The organism is Serinicoccus hydrothermalis, from assembly GCF_001685415.1.
Taxonomy (GTDB): Bacteria; Actinomycetota; Actinomycetes; order Actinomycetales; family Dermatophilaceae; genus Ornithinicoccus; species Ornithinicoccus hydrothermalis.
Genome location: NZ_CP014989.1, coordinates 913,546 through 931,935 on the forward strand (window position 1 = coordinate 913,546; position 18,390 = coordinate 931,935).

Genomic DNA, 18,390 nt, shown 5'->3' on the forward strand with positions numbered 1-18,390 from the left:
ATGACGGATCCGTCCTCCGCCGAGCACGGCCCGCGGGTCGTCGCGATCACCGGTGCCAGCGGGCTGATCGGATCTGCTCTCAGCCAGGCGGTGCGTGATCGCGGCGACCAGGTCCTGCACCTGGTGCGCCGCGACACGCGCCCCGCCGACCAGCTCCCCGAGGGCGTCCGGGAGGCCACCTGGGACCCGGGCTCCCGGCTCGACCCCGAGGTCCTGGCCGGGGTGCACGGGGTCGTCCACCTGGCCGGAGCCGGGATCGCCGACAAGCGGTGGACGGACGAGCGCAAGAAGGTGCTCGTCTCCTCCCGCCTGGACGGCACCAGCACGATCGCCGACGCCCTTGCCGCCCTCGGGCAGGAGACGCAGCAGTCGACCGACAGCAACGGGGTCCCGAGGCTCGTGTCCGGCTCCGCCGTGGGCTTCTACGGCGACCGCGGGGACGAGGTGCTCACCGAGGAGAGCCGGCCGGGCGAGGGCTTCCTCTCCCAGCTCTGCCAGGACTGGGAGGCCGCCACGGCACCCGCCGAGCAGGCCGGGGTGCCGGTCGCGCACGTGCGCACCGGCATCGTGCTCGCCCCGGGCGGCGGCGCGCTGGGCCGGCTGCTGCCGCTCGTGCGTCTGGGCCTGGGCGGACCGCTGGCGGGCGGCGACTCGTGGTGGCCCTGGATCACCCTGCACGACCACGTGCGGGCGCTGCTCTTCCTGCTCGACCGCCCGGAGATCACGGGTGCGGTCAACCTGGGCGGGCCGGAGCCCGCCACCCAGCAGCAGGTCACCCAGGCCCTCGCCTCCCAGCTCCACCGACCGGCGATCCTGCCCGTGCCCGGCTTCGCGCTGCGCCTGGTCCTGGGCGAAATGTCGCAGGAGATCCTCTCCTCGACCCGGGTCCTGCCCGAGGTGCTGACGGCCGCCGGCTTCAGCTTCGACCACGCCGACCTCGACTCCGCCGCGGCGTGGGTGGTCGAGGAGTCCTCCGCCGCCTGAGCACCGGAGCCACCTGGCCTCCATCGCACAGGCGCCCTGCCCCCTCAGCGCACCGGAGCCCCCCACTCCTGCAGCAGCCAGCGCCCGTCGTGGCGCCCCAGCACGACCCGCACCTCGTCCTCACGCTCCGGCTCCGTGTGCACCACGTCCTCGCCGCGCCGCACCGTGAGGACCTCCCGCCGGACGACGAGGTCGGCCACCACCCGGCCGTCCTCCACCGACGCCGTGCTCACCCGGGCCACCGTGAAGGCGACATCCGGATAGGTCAGCCCCGCCCGCCCGGCCTGCCTCAGCTGCGCTCCCTCGGACCGAGCAGCTGGGGAGCCCGGCACGACGACGTCCTCGAGGCGGTCGGGGTCGACCTGCTCCCAGGCCGCGGCCCGGCGGTCGAGGAGATCCTGCAGGACGTCCGCGGCCGCCGCGTCGTCCCAGGTGGTGGTGGGCTCGGTCGGCCCGTCCGGGGTCGCGGTCAGGTCCGCGACGTCCGGGGGTCCCGCCGAGGTCGCCGCAGGATCCGCACCACGCGCGACGCCTCCTGCGGGTTCCGCGCGGGCGGGTGGGCCCGGCACCGGTGCGGCCGACGTCGGCGCCGGCGCCGGCTCCACCGACCCCTGCTCCACCGACGGGGCAGGCCGGACGGCCAGCACCACCGCCCCCACCGCGAGGGCGGTGAGGACCAGGCCCACGACCACCCCGCGGCCGCGGCCGGTCCCGGCCGGGGCGCCCTCACCGACCTCCCGGTGCGCGCCACGGCGACGGCGTGGCCTGCGCTCCGACGCGGCTGGTGCGGGCTCCCCGCTCCCCGAGGGGACGGGCAACAGCCGTCCCCACCACGGCCCCCGAGGTGAGGGCCCCGCCTGCGCGGCGTCCTCCAGCGCCACCTGGCGCAGCCGCTCGGTCACCCCGAAGGCGGCGTCGACGTCCGGCGCCACCTCCACCGGCTCCGGCTCGGCCACCGCGAGCAGCAGCCCTCCCAGCTCCTCGGCCGCGGGCCGGTCCTCCGGCTGGGGCGACATGCACCGCTGCACCAGGTCGAGCAGGTCGGGTGCCAGCCGCGGCGCCACCTCGGCCAGCGCGGGACGGTCGAAGCCCGGCCCCGGCACCTCGCCGACCAGGGACAGCCAGGCCAGCGCGCCCACCTGGTAGACGTCGGACTCGGCCGTCGCGGGGAAACCCTCCACGACCTCCGGTGCCACCATGCCGTCGTGCCCGCCCGTCCCCCAGCCGCGGAGCCCGTCCTCACCCGCGACCCGGGCGGTGCCGAGGTCGCCGAGCAGGGGCATACCGTCGCTGCGGAACATGATGTTGCCCGGTGAGAGGTCGCCGTGGACGACCCCGACCCGGTGCAGCTCGGCCAGCGCCGAGGAGACCGGGTGCAGCACGGTCACCAGCTCCCCCGGCGACAGCAGCCGGCGGCTGCCCAGGACCTGCGCCAGCGACCCGCCCGCCGCGAGCTGGGTGACGAGGGCGACGACGGGCTCCTCGGGCGTGCCCAGCGGCAGCACGTCGTAGAGGCGCAGGACGTGCTCGTGCCGCAGGCCGGCCATGAGACCCGCCTCGGCCAGGACCGCCGCCACGTCGCCCGCTCCCCCGGCCGGACGCACCAGCTTGACCGCCACCGGCAGCCCGTCGGCCCGCCGGCGCGCGCGCCACACCTGGGCGCTCGCCCCGCGACCGAGCGGGCCGAGGACGTCGTAGCCGGGGACGGAGGGGGTGCTCATGGCCTCCAGCGTGCCGCGAGGAGGCTCCGGCCCGCAGGAGTTGTCCACAGGTGGGTCGGCGACACGGACTACAGTTGCCGGTATGCGTTTCGAGCACCTCGGCTCCGCCGCCGACGCCCAGGGCCTCGTCGACTACGAGCAGGCCTGGGCGCACCAGCGCGAGGTGCACGCCCAGGTCGTCTCTGGTGCCCTGCCGGACACGGTGCTCCTGCTGGAGCACGCGGCGGTCTACACCGCGGGCAAGCGCACCGAGGCCCACGAGCGCCCGCTTGACGGCACGCCGGTCGTCGACGTCGACCGCGGCGGCAAGATCACCTGGCACGGACCCGGCCAGCTCGTCGGCTACCCCATCGTGCGCCTGCCCTCCCCGGTCGACGTGGTCGCCCACGTGCGCCGGCTGGAGGACATGATGATCGGGGTGTGCCGCGACCTCGGGGTCGACAGCACCCGGGTCGAGGGGCGCTCCGGGGTCTGGCTCCCCGCCGACGACGGGCGCCCCGAGCGCAAGATCGGGGCCATCGGGATCCGCGTGAGCCAGGACGTCACCATGCACGGCTTCGCGCTCAACTGCGACTGCGACCTCGGCTGGGCCGACACCATCATCCCGTGCGGGATCGCCGACGCCGGGGTGACCTCGCTGAGCGCCGAGCTGGGCCGGCAGGTCACCGTCGCCGAGGTGCTTCCGCTGGCGCAGCGGCACCTGGCCCGGGTGCTCGAGCCGGGCACCGCGCCGACTTCCGGACACGCTGCAACACCTGCGGGCGCGCGCACATAACCACGGTTGACTGACCCTGCAGGGGTTCGGCCGCCAGGCTGCCCACCGACGTCAGGAGGACAGTTGTGAGCGTCTCGCACGCCGGCCCCGTCACGGAGGGCCCCGCGGTGACGACCCGCGGGCTGCGCAAGACCTACCGCACGGTGCGGGGGCGGCGGGTCGCGGTCCACGGGCTCGACATGGACGTCCCGGCCGGCGGGGTGCACGGCTTCCTCGGGCCCAACGGCTCGGGCAAGACCACGACCATCCGGATGCTGCTCGGGCTGGTGCGCCCCGACCGCGGCGACGTCCAGATCTTCGGCACCCCGGTCCCCAAGCGGCTGCCCGAGGTCATCGACCGGGTCGGGGCGATCGTCGAGTCCCCGAAGTTCTTCCCCACCTTCACCGGGGCACGCAACCTCGCGCTGCTGGCCCAGGCCATCGGCACCCCGCAGGAGCGGGTGGGCGAGGTGCTCGACGAGGTCGGGCTCGGCACCCGCGGCAAGGACACCTTCCGGTCCTACTCCCTCGGCATGAAGCAGCGGCTGGCCATCGCGGCCACCCTGCTCAAGTCACCGGACCTGCTCATCTTCGACGAGCCGACCAACGGGCTGGACCCGGCCGGCATCCACGAGATCCGGCAGACCATGCGCCGGCTCGCCGACCAGGGCCGCACCGTGCTCGTGAGCAGCCACATCCTCTCCGAGGTGGAGCAGATCGCCGACACCGTCACGATCATCGGCCGCGGCCGGGTGCTGGCCCAGGGCTCGGTCGCCGGGCTCATCGGCGGGGGCGGGGAGAGCGTCGAGGTCGGCGTGAGCCACCCCGGCGCGGCCGCCCGGGTGCTCCGCGACGCCGGCTTCACCGTCGACTGGCGCGCGCTGCCGCAGGGCGAGGACGCCGCTGAGGCCCTGGCCCGCGCCGACCGCGCGGAGGAGTCCGGGCTGCTCACGGTCACCGGCGCCCAGCCCGCGGAGATCACCCGGCTGCTCGCCGGCCAGGGGCTGTGGGTGGAGCGGCTCGTGCCCAGCCGCCGCGGGCTGGAGCAGATCTTCCTCGAGCTCACCGGGGACGACGCGCTGCCGAGCACCCTGGGCGAGCAGGAGGGGGCGGCCTGATGCGGCTCACGACCGTCGAGCTGCGCCGGCTGCTGTGGCGCCGCATCCCCGCGCTGGCGGTCCTCGCCGCGCTCGTCATCTCCCTGGTCGCGCTCATCGGGGTGCACGGCCAGGCCCGGCAGATCGCGCAGGCCAAGGCCGGGGCGGACGCGTCGCTGCAGGCCGCGATCGAGGACTGGGAGGAGAACGGCGAGACCTACCTGCAGGAGTGCATCCAGGAGCAGGAGGAGGAACGCCGCCTGTCCGGGGACGCCGGCATCGACTTCGGCTGCGACGACATCCGCCCCCCGACGGCCGAGGAGTGGTACGGCGAGCTGCCGCCCGTCGGCGAGCAGTACACCCAGCTGCTCGGGATCGCGGTCTACCCGCTGCTGCTCCTCGCGCTGGCCGTCGGCTCCACGGGGGTCGCCGCGGAGTTCAGCCATCGCACGATGGGCTCCTTCCTCACCTTCGTCCCCCGCCGTGTGCCCGTCTTCACCTCCAAGGTCGTCGCCGCGGCGCTCATCTCGATCCCCGTCGTGGGGGTATGCCTCGTCGCGCTCGTCCTCGGCGTCCCCGCCGTCTACCGGCTCACCGGCAACGACCCGAGCATCCTGGCCGACGGGATCCTGCCCTCCTTCTGGATGTCGCTGCGCATCCTGGGGCTCGGCCTGGCGGCCGGGGCGCTCGGAGCGGGCGCCGCCTTCCTGCTGCGGCACAGCGGCCTGGTCATCGGGCTCCTCGTCGGCTACCTCATGGTGGTCGAGGGCGTGCTCGGCAACCTGCTGCCGGGCATCGCCCGCTTCTCGATCGGCCGCAACGTCGGGGCCGTCGTGCAGGACGGCACCGAGTGGGTCACCTACGTCGACTGCGAGGACGCCAACGGCTGCCGCGAGGTCGTGCACCAGCTGAGCCTCGAGCACGGCGTGGTGACGCTGTCGGTGATCGTGGCGCTCGTCCTGGCGCTGGGCCTGATCCGCTTCGTCCGCTCCGACGTGGACTGAGGCGGGCGCGCATCCGGTGCACCCGGGCGGTCGGCCCGGCCGCCCGGGGCGCTGTCGTCGCCGGGTGCGCACGGGCATACCCTGGAGTGGTGCAGCGTTGGTCCCAAGACCAGGCACACGCATCGACAACGAGGGAGCACCTGTGACCGTCGCACCGGAGGGTCGTCGTCTGCTGCGCGTCGAGGCGCGCAACGCCGAGACGCCGATCGAGCGCAAGCCGGAGTGGATCCGTACCACCGCCAAGATGGGGCCGGAGTACCAGGAGCTGCACTCCATGGTGAAGAAGGGCGGGCTGCACACGGTCTGCCAGGAGGCGGGCTGTCCCAACATCTTCGAGTGCTGGGAGGACCGCGAGGCGACCTTCCTCATCGGCGGCGACATCTGCACCCGCCGCTGCGACTTCTGCGACATCGCCACCGGCCGCCCGCTCCCCCTGGACAAGGAGGAGCCGCGCAAGGTCGCCGAGTCCATCCGCACGATGGAGCTGCGCTACGCCACCATCACCGGCGTCGCCCGCGACGACCAGAAGGACGGCGCGGCCTGGCTCTACGCCGAGGTCATCCAGAAGGTGCACGAGCTCAACCCCAACACCGGCGTGGAGATCCTGCCCCCGGACTTCGGCGCCGTGCCCGAGCTGGTCCAGCAGGTCTTCGACGCGCGGCCCGAGGTCTTCGCGCACAACCTGGAGACGGTCCCGCGCATCTTCAAGAAGATCCGCCCGGCCTTCACCTACGACAAGTCGCTGCGGGTGCTCTCCATGGCCCGCGACAACGAGCTCGTGACCAAGTCCAACCTCATCCTCGGCATGGGCGAGACCGAGGAGGAGATCGACCAGGCGATGCAGGACCTGCACGACGCGGGCTGCGACATCCTCACGATCACGCAGTACCTCCGTCCCTCCAAGCTGCACCACCCCATCGACCGGTGGGTCAAGCCGCAGGAGTTCGTGCACTGGTCCGAGCGGGCCGAGGAGATCGGCTTCAAGGGCGTCATGGCCGGGCCTCTCGTGCGCAGCTCCTACCGCGCCGGCAAGCTGTATGCCCAGGCCATGCGTCGGTGGGGCCGCGAGGTGCCCGAGCACCTGTCCCACCTGCGGCAGCAGGCGGAGGCCGACGTCCCCGCACGGCAGGAGGCGGCCTCCCTCGTGGCAGCGGCGGAGCGCAGGCTGGCCCCGGTGGCCGCCCACGTATCCTGATCACCATGTCGAGCGCCTCCACCCAGCCGGAGCCGAAGAAGCGTCGCTTCGGCCGCAACCGCAAGCCCAAGGACCCCAACAACCCGGGTCGCATCGCGCAGGTCCGACAGGTCTTCTCCATGACCCGCAAGGCCGACCCGGCGGCCGTGTGGTGGATGGTCTTCGCCGCGCTCGCGGTGCTCGTCGTGGCGCTGCTCGTCGGCCTCTGGCTGGACCAGGTCGTCTACCTGCTCATCCTCGGCGTCCCGCTCGCCCTGCTCGCGGCGGTCATCATCCTGGGACGGCGCGCCGAGCGCGCGGCCTTCACCCAGATCGAGGGCCAGCCGGGAGCGTCCGCGGCGGTGCTGCAGCAGCTGCGCCGCGGGTGGTACTACGACCAGGAGCCGGTCGCCGCCGAGGCCGGTGGCCAGGTCCGGGGTATGCGCGACCTCAACAACGCCGCGATGGTCTTCCGCGCCGTGGGTCGCCCCGGCGTCGTGCTCATCTCCGAGGGTCCGCGCGGCTCCGCGCAGCGGCTGGCCAAGGCCGAGGAGCGCAAGGTCGCCCGGGTCGTCGGCGCCGAGGTGCCCGTGCACACGATCAACGTCGGCACCGCCGACGGGCAGGTCCCGCTGCGCCGGGTCGTCAAGACCATCAAGGGCTATGACAAGGCGCTGACCAACGACGAGGCCCTCGTGGTGCAGCAGCGGATGAAGGCGCTGGGCAACCGCAACAAGCCGGCCATCCCGGCGGGCATGGACCCGACCCGGCCGCCGCGGGCGAGCCGCCGGGCGTTGCGCGGCCGCTGAGCGCACGGGCGCACGGTCTTCAGCGCAGTCTGGTCGGGGGAGGTTGGGGGGCGGAGCCCCCCGACGGTGGTGTAACACGGGCGTAACACCCGAGTGACCCTGCGGAAACCGCCTCCACGTAGGTTGGTCCCACCGGACCCGAACCCCGAGCCATCGCCTGGTCCGCGACAGGAGGAACTGGAATGTTCAGCAATGCCGATGAGGTGCTCGCCTACATCAAGGACGAGGACGTCAAGTTCATCGATGTCAGGTTCTGCGACCTGCCCGGTGTGATGCAGCACTTCAACGTCCCGGCGGCAGGCTTCGATCAGGACGCGTTCGACACCGGCCAGATGTTCGACGGGTCCTCGATCCGCGGCTTCAAGTCGATCCACGAGTCCGACATGAAGCTCATCCCGGACCCGCAGACGGCATACGTCGACCCGTTCCGCGCCGAGAAGACGCTCATCATGAACTTCTCGATCGTCGACCCCTTCACCGACGAGCCCTACGAGCGCGACCCGCGGCAGATCGCGCGCCGCGCCGAGGAGCACCTCGCCTCGACCGGCATCGCGGACACCGCCTACTTCGGCGCGGAGGCCGAGTTCTACGTCTTCGACGACGTGCGCTTCGCGACCGGCCCGAGCGGCGGTTACTACCACATCGACTCCATCGAGGCGGCGTGGAACACCGGGCGCGCGGAGGACGGCGGCAACCGCGGCTACAAGCCCCGCTTCAAGGGTGGCTACTTCCCGGTGCCGCCGGTGGACCACTTCGCCGACATCCGTGACCGGATGGTCCTCGACCTCGCGCAGGTCGGCCTGGACGTCGAGCGCGCGCACCACGAGGTGGGCACCGCCGGCCAGCAGGAGATCAACTACAAGTTCAACACCCTCCTGCACTCCGGCGACGACCTGATGAAGTTCAAGTACGTCATCAAGAACAGCGCCTGGGCCTCCGGCAAGACCGCGACCTTCATGCCCAAGCCGCTCTTCGGCGACAACGGCTCGGGGATGCACACGCACCAGAGCCTGTGGAAGGACGGCGAGCCGCTCTTCTACGACGAGAACGGCTACGGCGGCCTGTCCGACATCGCCCGGTGGTACATCGGTGGCCTGCTGCAGCACGGCCCGGCGCTGCTGGCCTTCACCAACCCCTCGATGAACTCCTACCACCGTCTGGTGCCGGGCTTCGAGGCGCCGATCAACCTGGTCTACTCGGCCCGCAACCGCTCGGCCTGCGTCCGGATCCCGATCACCGGGTCCTCCCCCAAGGCCAAGCGCGTGGAGTACCGCGTGCCGGACCCCTCGGCGAACCCCTACCTGGCCTTCTCGGCCCAGCTCATGGCCGGGCTGGACGGGATCAAGAACCGGATCGAGCCGCCGGAGCCGGTGGACAAGGACCTCTACGAGCTCCCGCCGGACGAGCTCGCCGACATCGCCCAGCTGCCGACCTCGCTGCCGGACGTGCTGGACGCCCTCGAGGACGACCACGCCTTCCTCACCGAGGGCGAGGTCTTCACCGAGGACCTGCTCGGCGCCTGGGTCGACTACAAGCGGGCCAACGAGATCACCCCGATGCGCCTGCGGCCGCACCCGCACGAGTTCGAGCTGTACTTCGACATCTGATCGGTCGACAGGCAGAGGGCCGACAGCGCGTTCCGCGCTGTCGGCCCTCTGCCTGTCTAGGTGGTTCTCTCGTCTGGACGCCGGCTTGTCACGTGAGAGCCTCCTCGTGCAGGCTCCTGAGTGACGAACCGGCGTCCAGTCGGGCCGGCGCCCCGCTCACACGAGGATCAGCCAGGCCGCACCCTGCAGGAGCAGGAAGAGAATCATGGCGGCCACGGCCGGGCCGGGCGGGCCGTGGCCGAGCCGGCGGACGGCATACCAGGACAGCGGTGCGGCCAGCAGGCCGGCGAGCGCGACCGGCCACGGGTGCACGACCAGGCTCAGCAGGTATGCCGTGGCCGCGGCGACTGCCCCGGTGCGCCGCAGCGTCGTCGGGGACAGCCGGGAGGCGAGGGTGTGCTTGCCGACGGCACGGTCGGCGGTCCGGTCGGCCCACTGGGTCTCGAGCAGGTTGACGAAGGTCAGCAGGGCGAAGGGGACGAAGGCCAGTGCCGCCGCGCCCGGTGCAGCCCCGGCGACCACGGCGCCGGTGGCCGGCAGGAGCAGCCCGCCGAGCAGGGCGTTGACCACCTCGCCCCAGCCGTGCCGGGAGAAGGGCCACGGCCCGACCGAGTAGGCCCACCCACCGACCAGGCCGAGACCCAGCAGCAGCGCGACGAGACCGGTGACCAGGCCGGACAGCACGCCGAACGCCGTCAGCGCACTCGCAACCACGGCTGCCGCGACGGCCACGCGCAGGGCGAGGACCGCCGGCAGCCCGTGCTCCGCGAGCGCCCCGCTGCCCCCGGAGAAGCGGGTCCGCACCGTCCGAGCGTCGGTCCCGACGTCGGCGAACTCGTTGATAGCGTGCACGCTCACCGCGACAGCGGCGACGACGAGCACCGTCAGCGCGAGGCCGCCCGCCGGCAGACCGACGCCGCTCGTCGCCATCCCCGTGCCGTTGGTCGGCACGGACCACCACCGGGTCGCAGCTCCGCTGGTGCCCGCGACCCATCCCACGCCGCCGACCATCAGGACGAGCAGCACCTGGTCGGGCCGGCTCAGCCGGACCGCCGCGCGGAGCCGTGTCGCCCTCGCCCCGACCCCCGGGGCTTCACCCACGCAGGGTCCCGACGCACACCCGGACATGGCCGCCGCGCCGCCTCCAGGACCGTGCCCCGGCGAGCTCCGGCTCGATGACCGTCCAGGGGTGGGCGTCGATGTCGGCGCCGCCGAGCCAGCAGGCCAGCCGGGCCACCGGCGCGGCCCACGCCGCGCGCCCGGAGGGGCGGGCCATGTCGACGACGGCGACCCGCGACCCCGGCCGCAGCACGCTCCGGAGGGCGCTCCAGGCCGCCCGCGGGTCCGGGGTCAGGGAGAGGGAGTAGGTGAGGATCACCGCGTCGAAGGGACTCCCGCCGGCGGCCTCGGCCAGCACGTGCCGGTCGGCCATGTCCCCCTCCACGAGACGCAGCTGGGCGGCGTCCGGGCGCGAGGACGCCTTGCGCCGCGCCGCGTCCAGCATCGCCGGGCTGCGGTCCAGGCCCACCACCGTCCCGGTCGGGCCCACGTCGCGGAGCAGGGCCGGCAGGTTGAGACCGGTCCCGCAGCCGACGTCCAGGACCCGCTCCCCCTCGCGCAGCCCCAGCGCCGGGATGGCCAGGCGCCGCCCCACGGCATAGACCGGTTCACCGGAGAGGACGTCGTAGGTGCGCGCCATGAGCGGGCCGTAACGGTCCACCCTCACCCCCTCGATCCCGCGAGCGTCCGCGCGGGTATGCCCTGGTCGCAGAGGGCCATGAAGGCTCCCAGCTGCAGCAGCGACTCGGCGCCAGAGGGCAGGTGGGCGGTGAGCGCCTCGGAGCGGATGAGGACCGCCCTCCACTGCGCACGGGAGATCGCGACGTTGAGCCGGTTGCGGCTCAGCAGGAAGCCCATGCCGCGGGAGACGTCGGCGGCCGAGGACGCCGTCATCGACAGGATCGCGACCGGTGCCTCCTGGCCCTGAAACCGGTCGACCGTGCCGACCCGCACCCCGGTGATCCCCGCGGCGTCGAGCTCGCGGCGGATGAGCTCCACCTGCGCGTTGTAGGGCGCGACGACGAGCATGTCGGCCGGACCGAGCGGGCGGGGCGTGCCGGTGTCGGCAGGGTCGCTCCACGTCGCGCCGAGGTATGCCCGCACCTGCCGGACCACCTCCTGCGCCTCCTCCGGCGACTCGGTCCGGTTGCCGTGGTGCTCGATCCGCACGACCTCCAGCCCGGGCTCGACCCCGTCGAGCGAGCGGGCCGAGGGTGGCGCCGCCGACCGGAGCTGGCCGGCATACGCGAGCTCGGAGACCGGCGCGGTCACCGCCGGGTGCATGCGGTAGCTCTCCTCGAGGAAGTAGCCCAGCGCGGGGTCCAAGGTGGGCTCGTCGTCCATGAGCCACCCCAGCGCCGACTCGTCGACCGGCTCGGCATGCGTGCCCTGGCTCACCTGGGGCAGCTGCTGCGGGTCACCGAGCAGCAGCAGCCGGGAGGCGCACCCCGAGACCGCGATCGTGGTGGCCAGGGAGAACTGGCCCGCCTCCTCGACGACGAGCAGGTCCAGGCCGCCCGGCTCGACCAGGTCGGCGTGCGCGAGAGTCCATGCCGTGCCGCCGAGCACGCAGCCGGTCCCCCAGTGCTCCTCGAGGTATGCCGCCCGGGCGGCCGCCGTGTTGCCCACCTCGGTCCACGGCGGGTCCGTGCGCTGGTTGGCCGACTTCCCGACCCGGGCCGGGTCGAGCCCTGCGTCCACGATGCCGGCGAGCAGGTGCTCGACGACGGCGTGCGACTGCGCCACGACACCCACGCGCCAGCCGTGCTCCTCGACCAGCCGCCGGATCACCCGGGAGCCGGTCCACGTCTTGCCCGTGCCGGGCGGTCCCTGGACGGCGAGCGCCGACCGGTCCAGGGCCAGGAGGGCGGAGACGAGATCCTCGACCGGTCTTCCGCCGTGCGGCAGCTCCGCCCCGGCGAGCAGGCGGGGACGGCGGCGCGCCAGCAGGTCCAGGGCCGGGTGGGCGGGCAGCTCGTCGGCCCCGAGCGCGTCCTGCGCCACCCGGGCGATGGCCTCGCTGAGGATCGACGTGTCCGGGGGCGAGGCAGGCACCAGCGCCACCGGCAGGTCCGCGAAGACCAGGCCCTCGGGCGCCCGCTCGACGAGCAGCGCCTCCCGGGGCCGCTCCGGGTCCCAGTCGAGGCGATGAGCCGTCGCCGCGGCAGAGGACCCGCCCTCCGGCCCGTACGCCCGCTCGGGAGCAGGGGCGGCATAGACCACCTGGCTGCGACTGCGCTCGGTGCTCCCCCGCCCCCAGTCACCGACGAGACGGACCTGCCGCTCGAGGTTCCTGGCCCGTCCGCCCGGATGGGTCCAGTCCTGCACCAGCTCCGCGGACTCGACGGCGAAGACGTCGCGGTCTCCGGCCCAGGACTCGACCGGTCGCCCGAGCCGGTCGAAGTGGCCCCACCAGAACTGCTTGGCCTCCCGCCGGTGGAAGCCGATGGCCGTGGCGAGCATCGCCCAGGCCTGCTCCTGCGGGGTCCGCTGCTCCCGGTGCTCTCCCCCGGCGCGCGCCGCGAGGGCCGCCTCCAGCTCGCCCTCCTCCTGCGCCTGCTCGCGCGGCTCCACGGGGACCGCCCGCGGCACGATGCGGTCGCGCACGCCGGCCTCCTGCGCGCGCTCCAGCAGCCAGTCCCGCAGCCCCAGCGTCGACCGGCAGTCGTAGCGGTTGTAGTCGGCGAGCGCGTCGAGCTGCTCGGTGGCCGCCCGGGGATCCTCCTCCCGCAGGGCACGGAACCGGTGGTAGACCTCGATCGAGACGTCACCGCTGCTCACGCCATCCTCCGCGCGCAGCTCCTCGCCCATGTAGAGCGGCTCGAGCTTCTTGATGCTGTAGGAGCGCTCCGAGACCATCACCGACCCCCGCACCACGGCGTAGAGGTCGACGAAGACCTCCCCGCGCAGCAGGTCGTCCAGCTCCTCCTCGCGCGTCCGGTAGATCATCGCCATCCGCTTCAGGGCGACCGTCTCGTAGGCCGCGTAGTGGTAGACGTGCAGGTCGGGCCAGCGCTCGCGGCGGGCGGTGAGCAGGTCGACGAAGTCCTCGAAGACCTGGCGCTCCTGCGCGAAGGTATGCGCCCACACCGGCTCGTAGGCGCCCTCGGCGTCCAGGGTGCCCCAGAGGTACTGGATGCCGGACCTGCCGCGGTCGCCCTCGTCGTAGTGCGGGTCGCCCTCGAAGTCGAAGAAGAGGTCGCCGGCGGAGGGTGCCGGCAGCCGCGCGAGGGTGGCGGGGGCGTCCTCGGTCAACAGGTGGCGCACCCCCCCGTCGGGGGTGCTCGCCTGCAGCTCCGCCTGCGTCCGCAGGCGGGTGAAGGTCGCCGGCGGCATGTCGGCCGGCGGGTCGTCGGCGGCGGCCAGCGCCTCGACGGTGCGCACCCCCGCGTCCCGCAGCTGGTCGCGCTGGCGGCGGTGCACCCCCGCGACGAGCAGGACGTCGCGATGCTCCTGCGCCGCCTCGATGCAGACGTCGCAGCCACCGCAGGCCACGAGCCCCGCGTCGTCCCAGTGGACCGGCGCACCCCTCTCGACGTGCTCCCGCACCAGCGCCCGGAACCCTTCCCGCAGGCTGCGGTAGACCGGCACGACGTCGGCGACGGCGACGTCGCGGCGCCGGCCCGAGCCCAGCAGCAACGACACGGTGCGCGAGGTCGGCACGTCGAGCCGCCCCAGCTGCTCCGCGTAGGCGCCCACCTGGACCAGGGCGAGCGCCGACTCCGAGCGGGCCAGCTTGGCGTCGCACACGCGCCAGCCGTCGGCGGCGTGCTCGAGGAAGTCGGCGTGGCCGAGCATCTCCCCGTCGAAGAAGGTCGCCTGGTAGACGGTGTCGGCGTCGCCGCCGAGAGCCTCCTGCGTCCGCCGGGCGGCGTCGCGCAGCGTGACCTCGCTGCGCGGCCACTCCGGGAGGCCGGGACGGACCACCGTGCCGATACGCTCGTAGGCGGAGAGCAGCTCGGCCTCGTGCCGCTCCCCCAGGGCGGCGAGCTGCCGCGCCATCGGGTCGGCCGTCGCCACGGACGGCTCGGCCCGCCCCAGCAGGACCTCCAGGCAGCGGAGGAAGGCATACCGGCACTGCGTCGCGGCGCGCAGGTCGGACGGGCTCCACACCAGTCGCACGTCGTCCAGCGCGAACATCGGCTCCACCCTCCTCCTGCTCCTCCGTCTCACCCTCGCACACGCCACTGACAGGCCCGTCCGCCGCCGTCCCGGCCGCCGTGCCTGGAATCATGGCCGCCATGAACCGCCTGGAGCGTTGGGAGTCCCGCACCCGGACCCCCCTCATGATCGCCGCCCTCGTCTTCCTGGTCGCCTTCGCCGTCCCGATCGTCAACCCGGGCCTGCCGAGGGGTCTGCGAGCCACCCTGATGACGGTCCAGGACGTCGTCTGGGCGATCTTCCTCGTGGACTACGTCTACCGCGTCCTCGTGGCGCCGAAGAAGTGGGAGTTCGTCCGCAAGCACCCCATCGACCTCGCCGCGGTCGCGCTGCCCGCCCTGCGCCCGCTGCGTCTCGTCGCCGCGCTGTCCTTCGTGCACCAGGTCGCCGGGGAGAAGCTGCGGGGACACGTCGCGATGTATGTCGCTGTCGCGACGATCCTCGTCGTCACCATCTCCTCGCTCGCCGTCCTCAACGCCGAGCGCGGCGAGCCCGGCGCCAGCATCGAGACCTGGCAGGACGCCCTGTGGTGGTCCTTCGTCACGGTGACGACGGTCGGCTACGGCGACTACGCCCCGGTGACGGCCGAGGGCCGGCTCTTCGCGGTGGGTCTCATGCTGTGCGGCATCGCCCTGCTCGGCATCGTCACCGCCAGCCTGGCGTCCTGGCTCATCGAGCGGATCGCCGAGCCCGACCCGGCCAAGCAGCCGGCGACCGCCGCCGACGTCACCGCGCTGACCGAGCAGGTGCGCGAGCTGCGCGCTGAGGTCCTGGCCCTGCGCGGCGGGCAGGGGACCTGACCGAAGGGCCTCACCCCAGGGCCGCCCGCAGCCGCCCTGCATACTCGGCGGCCTCGCCCTCCTCGTAGCGCACCCGGGGCCAGAAGAAGCCCCGGAGCCCGTCGCCCTTGGTCCGCGGGACGACGTGCGCGTGCAGGTGGGGGACGGACTGGCTGACGGTGTTGTTCATCGCGACGAAGCTGCCCTGCGCGCCCAGCTCGTCGCGCACGACGGCGGCGACCTCGCGGACGGTGCCGAAGAACGGCTCCACCAAGGTGTCCGGCAGCTCGGTCAGGGTGTCGACGTGCTCCCGCGGGACGAGCAGCACGTGCCCCTTGAAGACGGGGCGCACATCGAGGAAGCCGACCACGTCCTCCCGCTCGAGCACGAGGTCGGCAGGCTCCTCGCCGGCGACGATGCGGCAGAACAGGCAGCTCACGCCACCACGCTAGCCTGCGGCGCCGACAGGGCCCTGTCCGAGGACGTCGCGTATGCCCGCCGCGACCCCCGCCGCGATCCGGTCCACCTCGCCGTCGGTGACGACGAAGGGCGGACCGAGCAGGAGCAGGTCCCCGCGGCGGCCGTCGGCGCACCCGTTGCCCGGGTAGACGAGCACGTCGTGCTCCCGGCACGCCTCCAGCACCCGCTCGATGACGCGCTCCTCGCGCTCGAACGGCTCCCGGGTCTCCGGGTCGGCCACCAGCTCGACGCCCTGGAGCAGGCCGCGGCCACGGACGTCGCCGATCCCGGGCACGCCCTCCAGCTCGCGCCGCAGGGCGGCGTGCAGCCGCTCGCCCTGCCGGGCGGAGGCCTCGACCAGGCGCTCGCGCTCCAGCACCCGCAGCACCGCGAGCCCGGTGGCGGCCCCCACGACGTGGTGGGAGTACGTGAAGCCGTGCACGAAGCCACCCTCGCGCAGCGTCTCGTGGACCGGCCCGCTCACGACCGCGAGCCCGAGCGGCCAGTAGCCCGAGGCGGTGCCCTTGCCGGCCGTGAGCAGGTCCGGCCGCAGCCCGAAGTGCTCGCTGGCGAACCACGTGCCGGTCCGGCCGAAGCCGGTCATGACCTCGTCGGCGATGACGAGGACGCCGTGGCGCCGGCAGACCTCCGCGATCGCGGGCCAGTAGTCGTCCGGGGGGACGCACGCGCCCAGGCCGGCGCCGGAGATCGGCTCGGCGATGAAGGCCGCCACCCGCCCCGGACCGAGCTCCTGGATCTGCTGCTCCAGCGCCTCGGCGTGCCGCTGCGCGCAGCCGCCCGGATGGGTGTCCGGGTAGGGGCAGCGGTACTCGTAGGGCGTGCTCGTGTGCGCGAACCCCGTGAGCCACGGCAGGTAGGGCCGGCGCAGCCCCGCCCGTCCGGAGACGCTCAGCGCCCCGCGGGTGTTGCCGTGGTAGGAGCCCTGGCGCCCGATGACGACGTCGCGGTCCTCCCCGCGCGCCAGGTGGTATGCCCGGGCCATCTTCAGCGCGGACTCCACCGCCTCGCTGCCTCCGGAGACGGGGTAGATGCGCGGGTCGTCCAGGGGCAGCAGCGGGGCGAGGGTGTCGGCATACTCCTCGAGCACCTCGCTGGAGAAGGACGACCCGTGGACGTAGGCGACCCGGGAGGCCTGCGCGGCCGCCGCCTCGACCACCTCGGTGCGGCCGTGGCCGATCCCCACGACGACCGCGCCGCCGGCCGCGTCGAGGTAACTGCGCCCCTCGACGTCGACCAGCTGCGCCCCGTGGCCGTGGTCGATGCGGACCCGCTCCGCGCCGCCGCGGGAGAAGACGTGCGGTGAGGCCACGGCCGGGATCAGCCCCGTCGGTCGGCGGCCGCGGCGACCGCCTCGCCGAACAGACGCAGCCCGATCTCGGCCTCCTCCAGGGTGACGACCAGCGGCGGCGACATCCGGACGACGCTCTCCCCCGCCTCGAGCACGAGCAGTCCGCGCTCGAAGGCCGCCTGCTGCACCGCCCCGGAGAGCGCGCCGTCGGCGAACTCGACACCGATCATGAGCCCGACACCGCGGACGTCCACGACGGCCTCCGGGTGCCGCGCCTGGATCTCGCGCAGCCCCGCCAGGATCCGGTCGCCCACCTCGCGGGCGTGCGCCAGCAGGCCCTCGGACTCGATGACCCGCAGCGTCGCCAGGCCCGCGGCGCACGGCACCGGGCTGCCGCCGTAGGTCGACCCGTGGGTGCCGACGCCCCAGCTCTCCATGAGCGAGGCCCGGGCCATGAAGGCCCCGAGCGGCAGGCCGGAGGCGATGCCCTTGGCCGAGAGCAGCATGTCCGGCTCGACACCGGTCTGCTCGATGGCCCACATCGTGCCGGTGCGGCCCATCCCGCACTGGACCTCGTCGGCGACGAGCAGGATGCCGTGCTCGTCGCACAGCTCGCGCAGCCGCCGCATCCAGCCCTCGCCGGGCACGATGTAGCCGCCCTCGCCCTGGATCGGCTCGACGAAGATCGCGGCGACCTCGGAGGGGGCCACGTCGTGGCGGAAGATGGTCTCCAGCGCGTCGAAGGTCGCGGTGTCCTCCTCGGCGTGACCGGCGGCGACCTTGGCCGGGTCGGCATACGGGACGTGGATGACGCCGGGCAGCAGCGGACCGAAGCCCTGGTGGTACTTCGGCTTGGAGCTGGTCAGCGAGACCGCGCCCATGGTGCGTCCGTGGAAGGCGCCGTAGAAGCTGATGACGTAGGGCCGCTTCGTGGCGTAGCGGGCCAGCTTGAGCGCCCCCTCGACCGCCTCCGCGCCGGAGTTGGTGAGGAAGACGCGCACCGGCTCGCTCATGGGCGCGGTCGCGGCGAGCGCCCGGCACATCTGCGAGTAGGCGGGCAGGAAGAAGTCGCTGGCCGAGTAGTGCAGCAGGTCGGCGGCCTGGTCCTGGACCGCCCGCACGACCTCCGGGTGCGCGTGCCCGGTGGAGTTCACCGCGATGCCGGCGTTGAAGTCGAGGAAGAGGTTGCCGTCGACGTCCTCGATGCGGCAGCCCCGGGCGCGTTGCGGGGCGAAGGGGTAGGCGCGGGGCAGCGAGGGGCTGGTCACGGCCTGGTCCCCCGCCACGACCTCACGGGTGCGCGGGCCCGGCAGCTCGGTGCGCAGGTCCGGGACGGGGCGGGAGGGGTCGGCCCAGTCGGTGCTGGGGGCGGCCACGGCGGTGTCGGTCATGGGGATCTCCTGGGTGGTGCTGGTATGCCCCCTCCCGACCGGACCGCAGGGGTGTCCGGTCGGGAGGGGCGAGGTCGGGGTC

At 73.7% G+C, this 18,390-nt stretch carries 15 protein-coding genes; 8 read left to right on the top strand and 7 right to left on the bottom strand.

Annotated elements, in window-relative coordinates; translation table 11 throughout:
• Positions 1 to 984 carry a TIGR01777 family oxidoreductase gene (locus tag SGUI_RS04315; RefSeq protein ID WP_066636728.1) on the top strand — a complete coding sequence of 328 codons (984 nt, stop codon included), beginning with the start codon at positions 1 to 3 and terminating at the stop codon, positions 982 to 984.
• Positions 985 to 1,028: 44 nt separating this feature from the next.
• Here the strand turns inward: SGUI_RS04315 and SGUI_RS04320 are convergent, their stop codons facing one another.
• Positions 1,029 to 2,705, bottom strand: a complete 1,677-nt coding sequence (locus SGUI_RS04320; RefSeq protein WP_066636732.1) for a serine/threonine-protein kinase — start codon at positions 2,703 to 2,705, stop codon at positions 1,029 to 1,031.
• Between the two features lie 82 nt (positions 2,706 to 2,787).
• Between SGUI_RS04320 and lipB the strand changes: the two genes are divergently transcribed.
• The 6 genes from lipB (at position 2,788) to glnA (ending at position 9,150) form a co-directional block, all read left to right on the top strand.
• On the top strand, positions 2,788 to 3,480 hold the full coding sequence (gene lipB, locus SGUI_RS04325; RefSeq protein ID WP_066636735.1) for a lipoyl(octanoyl) transferase LipB: 693 nt from the start codon (positions 2,788 to 2,790) through the stop codon (positions 3,478 to 3,480).
• 65 nt (positions 3,481 to 3,545) lie between these two features.
• Positions 3,546 to 4,577: an ABC transporter ATP-binding protein gene (locus SGUI_RS04330; protein ID WP_066636737.1), complete on the top strand. Its 1,032-nt coding sequence runs from the start codon at positions 3,546 to 3,548 to the stop codon at positions 4,575 to 4,577.
• Positions 4,577 to 5,560 carry an ABC transporter permease subunit gene (locus tag SGUI_RS04335; protein WP_066636740.1) on the top strand — a complete coding sequence of 328 codons (984 nt, stop codon included), beginning with the start codon at positions 4,577 to 4,579 and terminating at the stop codon, positions 5,558 to 5,560. The genes SGUI_RS04330 and SGUI_RS04335 overlap by 1 nt, the downstream gene beginning before the upstream one ends.
• A gap of 142 nt (positions 5,561 to 5,702) precedes the next feature.
• A complete protein-coding gene (gene lipA, locus SGUI_RS04340) occupies positions 5,703 to 6,755 on the top strand; it encodes a lipoyl synthase (protein ID WP_066636743.1) in 1,053 nt (350 codons plus the stop codon).
• Between the two features lie 5 nt (positions 6,756 to 6,760).
• Complete coding sequence (locus tag SGUI_RS04345) at positions 6,761 to 7,543, top strand: DUF4191 domain-containing protein (RefSeq protein WP_066636748.1); 783 nt, start codon at positions 6,761 to 6,763, stop codon at positions 7,541 to 7,543.
• A 182-nt stretch (positions 7,544 to 7,725) separates the two neighbouring features.
• Positions 7,726 to 9,150 carry a type I glutamate--ammonia ligase gene (glnA, locus tag SGUI_RS04350; protein ID WP_066636750.1) on the top strand — a complete coding sequence of 475 codons (1,425 nt, stop codon included), beginning with the start codon at positions 7,726 to 7,728 and terminating at the stop codon, positions 9,148 to 9,150.
• Between the two features lie 156 nt (positions 9,151 to 9,306).
• Here the strand turns inward: glnA and SGUI_RS04355 are convergent, their stop codons facing one another.
• Genes SGUI_RS04355 through SGUI_RS18260 form a run of 3 tightly spaced genes read right to left on the bottom strand, consistent with a single transcriptional unit; the run spans position 9,307 to position 14,349 of the window.
• The gene (locus SGUI_RS04355) at positions 9,307 to 10,251 is read right to left on the bottom strand and encodes a UbiA family prenyltransferase (protein ID WP_202816608.1); all 945 of its coding nucleotides are present in this window, start codon (positions 10,249 to 10,251) and stop codon (positions 9,307 to 9,309) included.
• Positions 10,244 to 10,870, bottom strand: a complete 627-nt coding sequence (locus SGUI_RS04360; protein WP_157621735.1) for a class I SAM-dependent methyltransferase — start codon at positions 10,868 to 10,870, stop codon at positions 10,244 to 10,246. Before SGUI_RS04360 ends, SGUI_RS04355 begins: the two co-directional genes overlap by 8 nt.
• Before the next feature lie 2 nt (positions 10,871 to 10,872).
• Entirely contained in the window at positions 10,873 to 14,349 is a 3,477-nt protein-coding gene (locus SGUI_RS18260) for a TM0106 family RecB-like putative nuclease (RefSeq protein WP_066642743.1), read from the bottom strand.
• 92 nt (positions 14,350 to 14,441) lie between these two features.
• Between SGUI_RS18260 and SGUI_RS04370 the strand changes: the two genes are divergently transcribed.
• Positions 14,442 to 15,170 (top strand): potassium channel family protein, encoded by a 729-nt coding sequence (locus SGUI_RS04370; protein ID WP_066636760.1) that lies wholly within the window; start codon positions 14,442 to 14,444, stop codon positions 15,168 to 15,170.
• 10 nt (positions 15,171 to 15,180) lie between these two features.
• On the opposite strand, the gene SGUI_RS04375 is transcribed toward SGUI_RS04370, so the two are convergent.
• From SGUI_RS04375 to SGUI_RS04385, 3 genes are read right to left on the bottom strand one after another with little or no spacing between them, the layout of a single operon-like run.
• Positions 15,181 to 15,588 (bottom strand): HIT family protein, encoded by a 408-nt coding sequence (locus SGUI_RS04375; protein WP_066636763.1) that lies wholly within the window; start codon positions 15,586 to 15,588, stop codon positions 15,181 to 15,183.
• A 9-nt stretch (positions 15,589 to 15,597) separates the two neighbouring features.
• Positions 15,598 to 16,938 (bottom strand): aminotransferase family protein, encoded by a 1,341-nt coding sequence (locus SGUI_RS04380; protein WP_066636767.1) that lies wholly within the window; start codon positions 16,936 to 16,938, stop codon positions 15,598 to 15,600.
• 8 nt (positions 16,939 to 16,946) lie between these two features.
• Positions 16,947 to 18,308, bottom strand: coding sequence for an aminotransferase class III-fold pyridoxal phosphate-dependent enzyme (locus SGUI_RS04385; RefSeq protein WP_083190490.1), 1,362 nt, complete (start codon positions 18,306 to 18,308; stop codon positions 16,947 to 16,949).
• Positions 18,309 to 18,390 lie beyond the last annotated feature (82 nt).

Excerpts from the sequence above, each read along its gene's own strand:
- SGUI_RS04335 (WP_066636740.1), top strand. The coding sequence starts at position 4,577 with ATGCGGCTCACGACCGTCGAGCTGCGCCGGCTGCTGTGGCGCCGCATC.
- SGUI_RS18260 (WP_066642743.1), bottom strand. The coding sequence starts at position 14,349 with ATGTTCGCGCTGGACGACGTGCGACTGGTGTGGAGCCCGTCCGACCTG.
- glnA (WP_066636750.1), top strand. The coding sequence starts at position 7,726 with ATGTTCAGCAATGCCGATGAGGTGCTCGCCTACATCAAGGACGAGGAC.
- lipB (WP_066636735.1), top strand. The coding sequence starts at position 2,788 with ATGCGTTTCGAGCACCTCGGCTCCGCCGCCGACGCCCAGGGCCTCGTC.
- SGUI_RS04370 (WP_066636760.1), top strand. The coding sequence starts at position 14,442 with ATGGCCGCCATGAACCGCCTGGAGCGTTGGGAGTCCCGCACCCGGACC.
- SGUI_RS04345 (WP_066636748.1), top strand. The coding sequence starts at position 6,761 with ATGTCGAGCGCCTCCACCCAGCCGGAGCCGAAGAAGCGTCGCTTCGGC.
- SGUI_RS04320 (WP_066636732.1), bottom strand. The coding sequence starts at position 2,705 with ATGAGCACCCCCTCCGTCCCCGGCTACGACGTCCTCGGCCCGCTCGGT.
- SGUI_RS04385 (WP_083190490.1), bottom strand. The coding sequence starts at position 18,308 with ATGACCGACACCGCCGTGGCCGCCCCCAGCACCGACTGGGCCGACCCC.
- SGUI_RS04315 (WP_066636728.1), top strand. The coding sequence starts at position 1 with ATGACGGATCCGTCCTCCGCCGAGCACGGCCCGCGGGTCGTCGCGATC.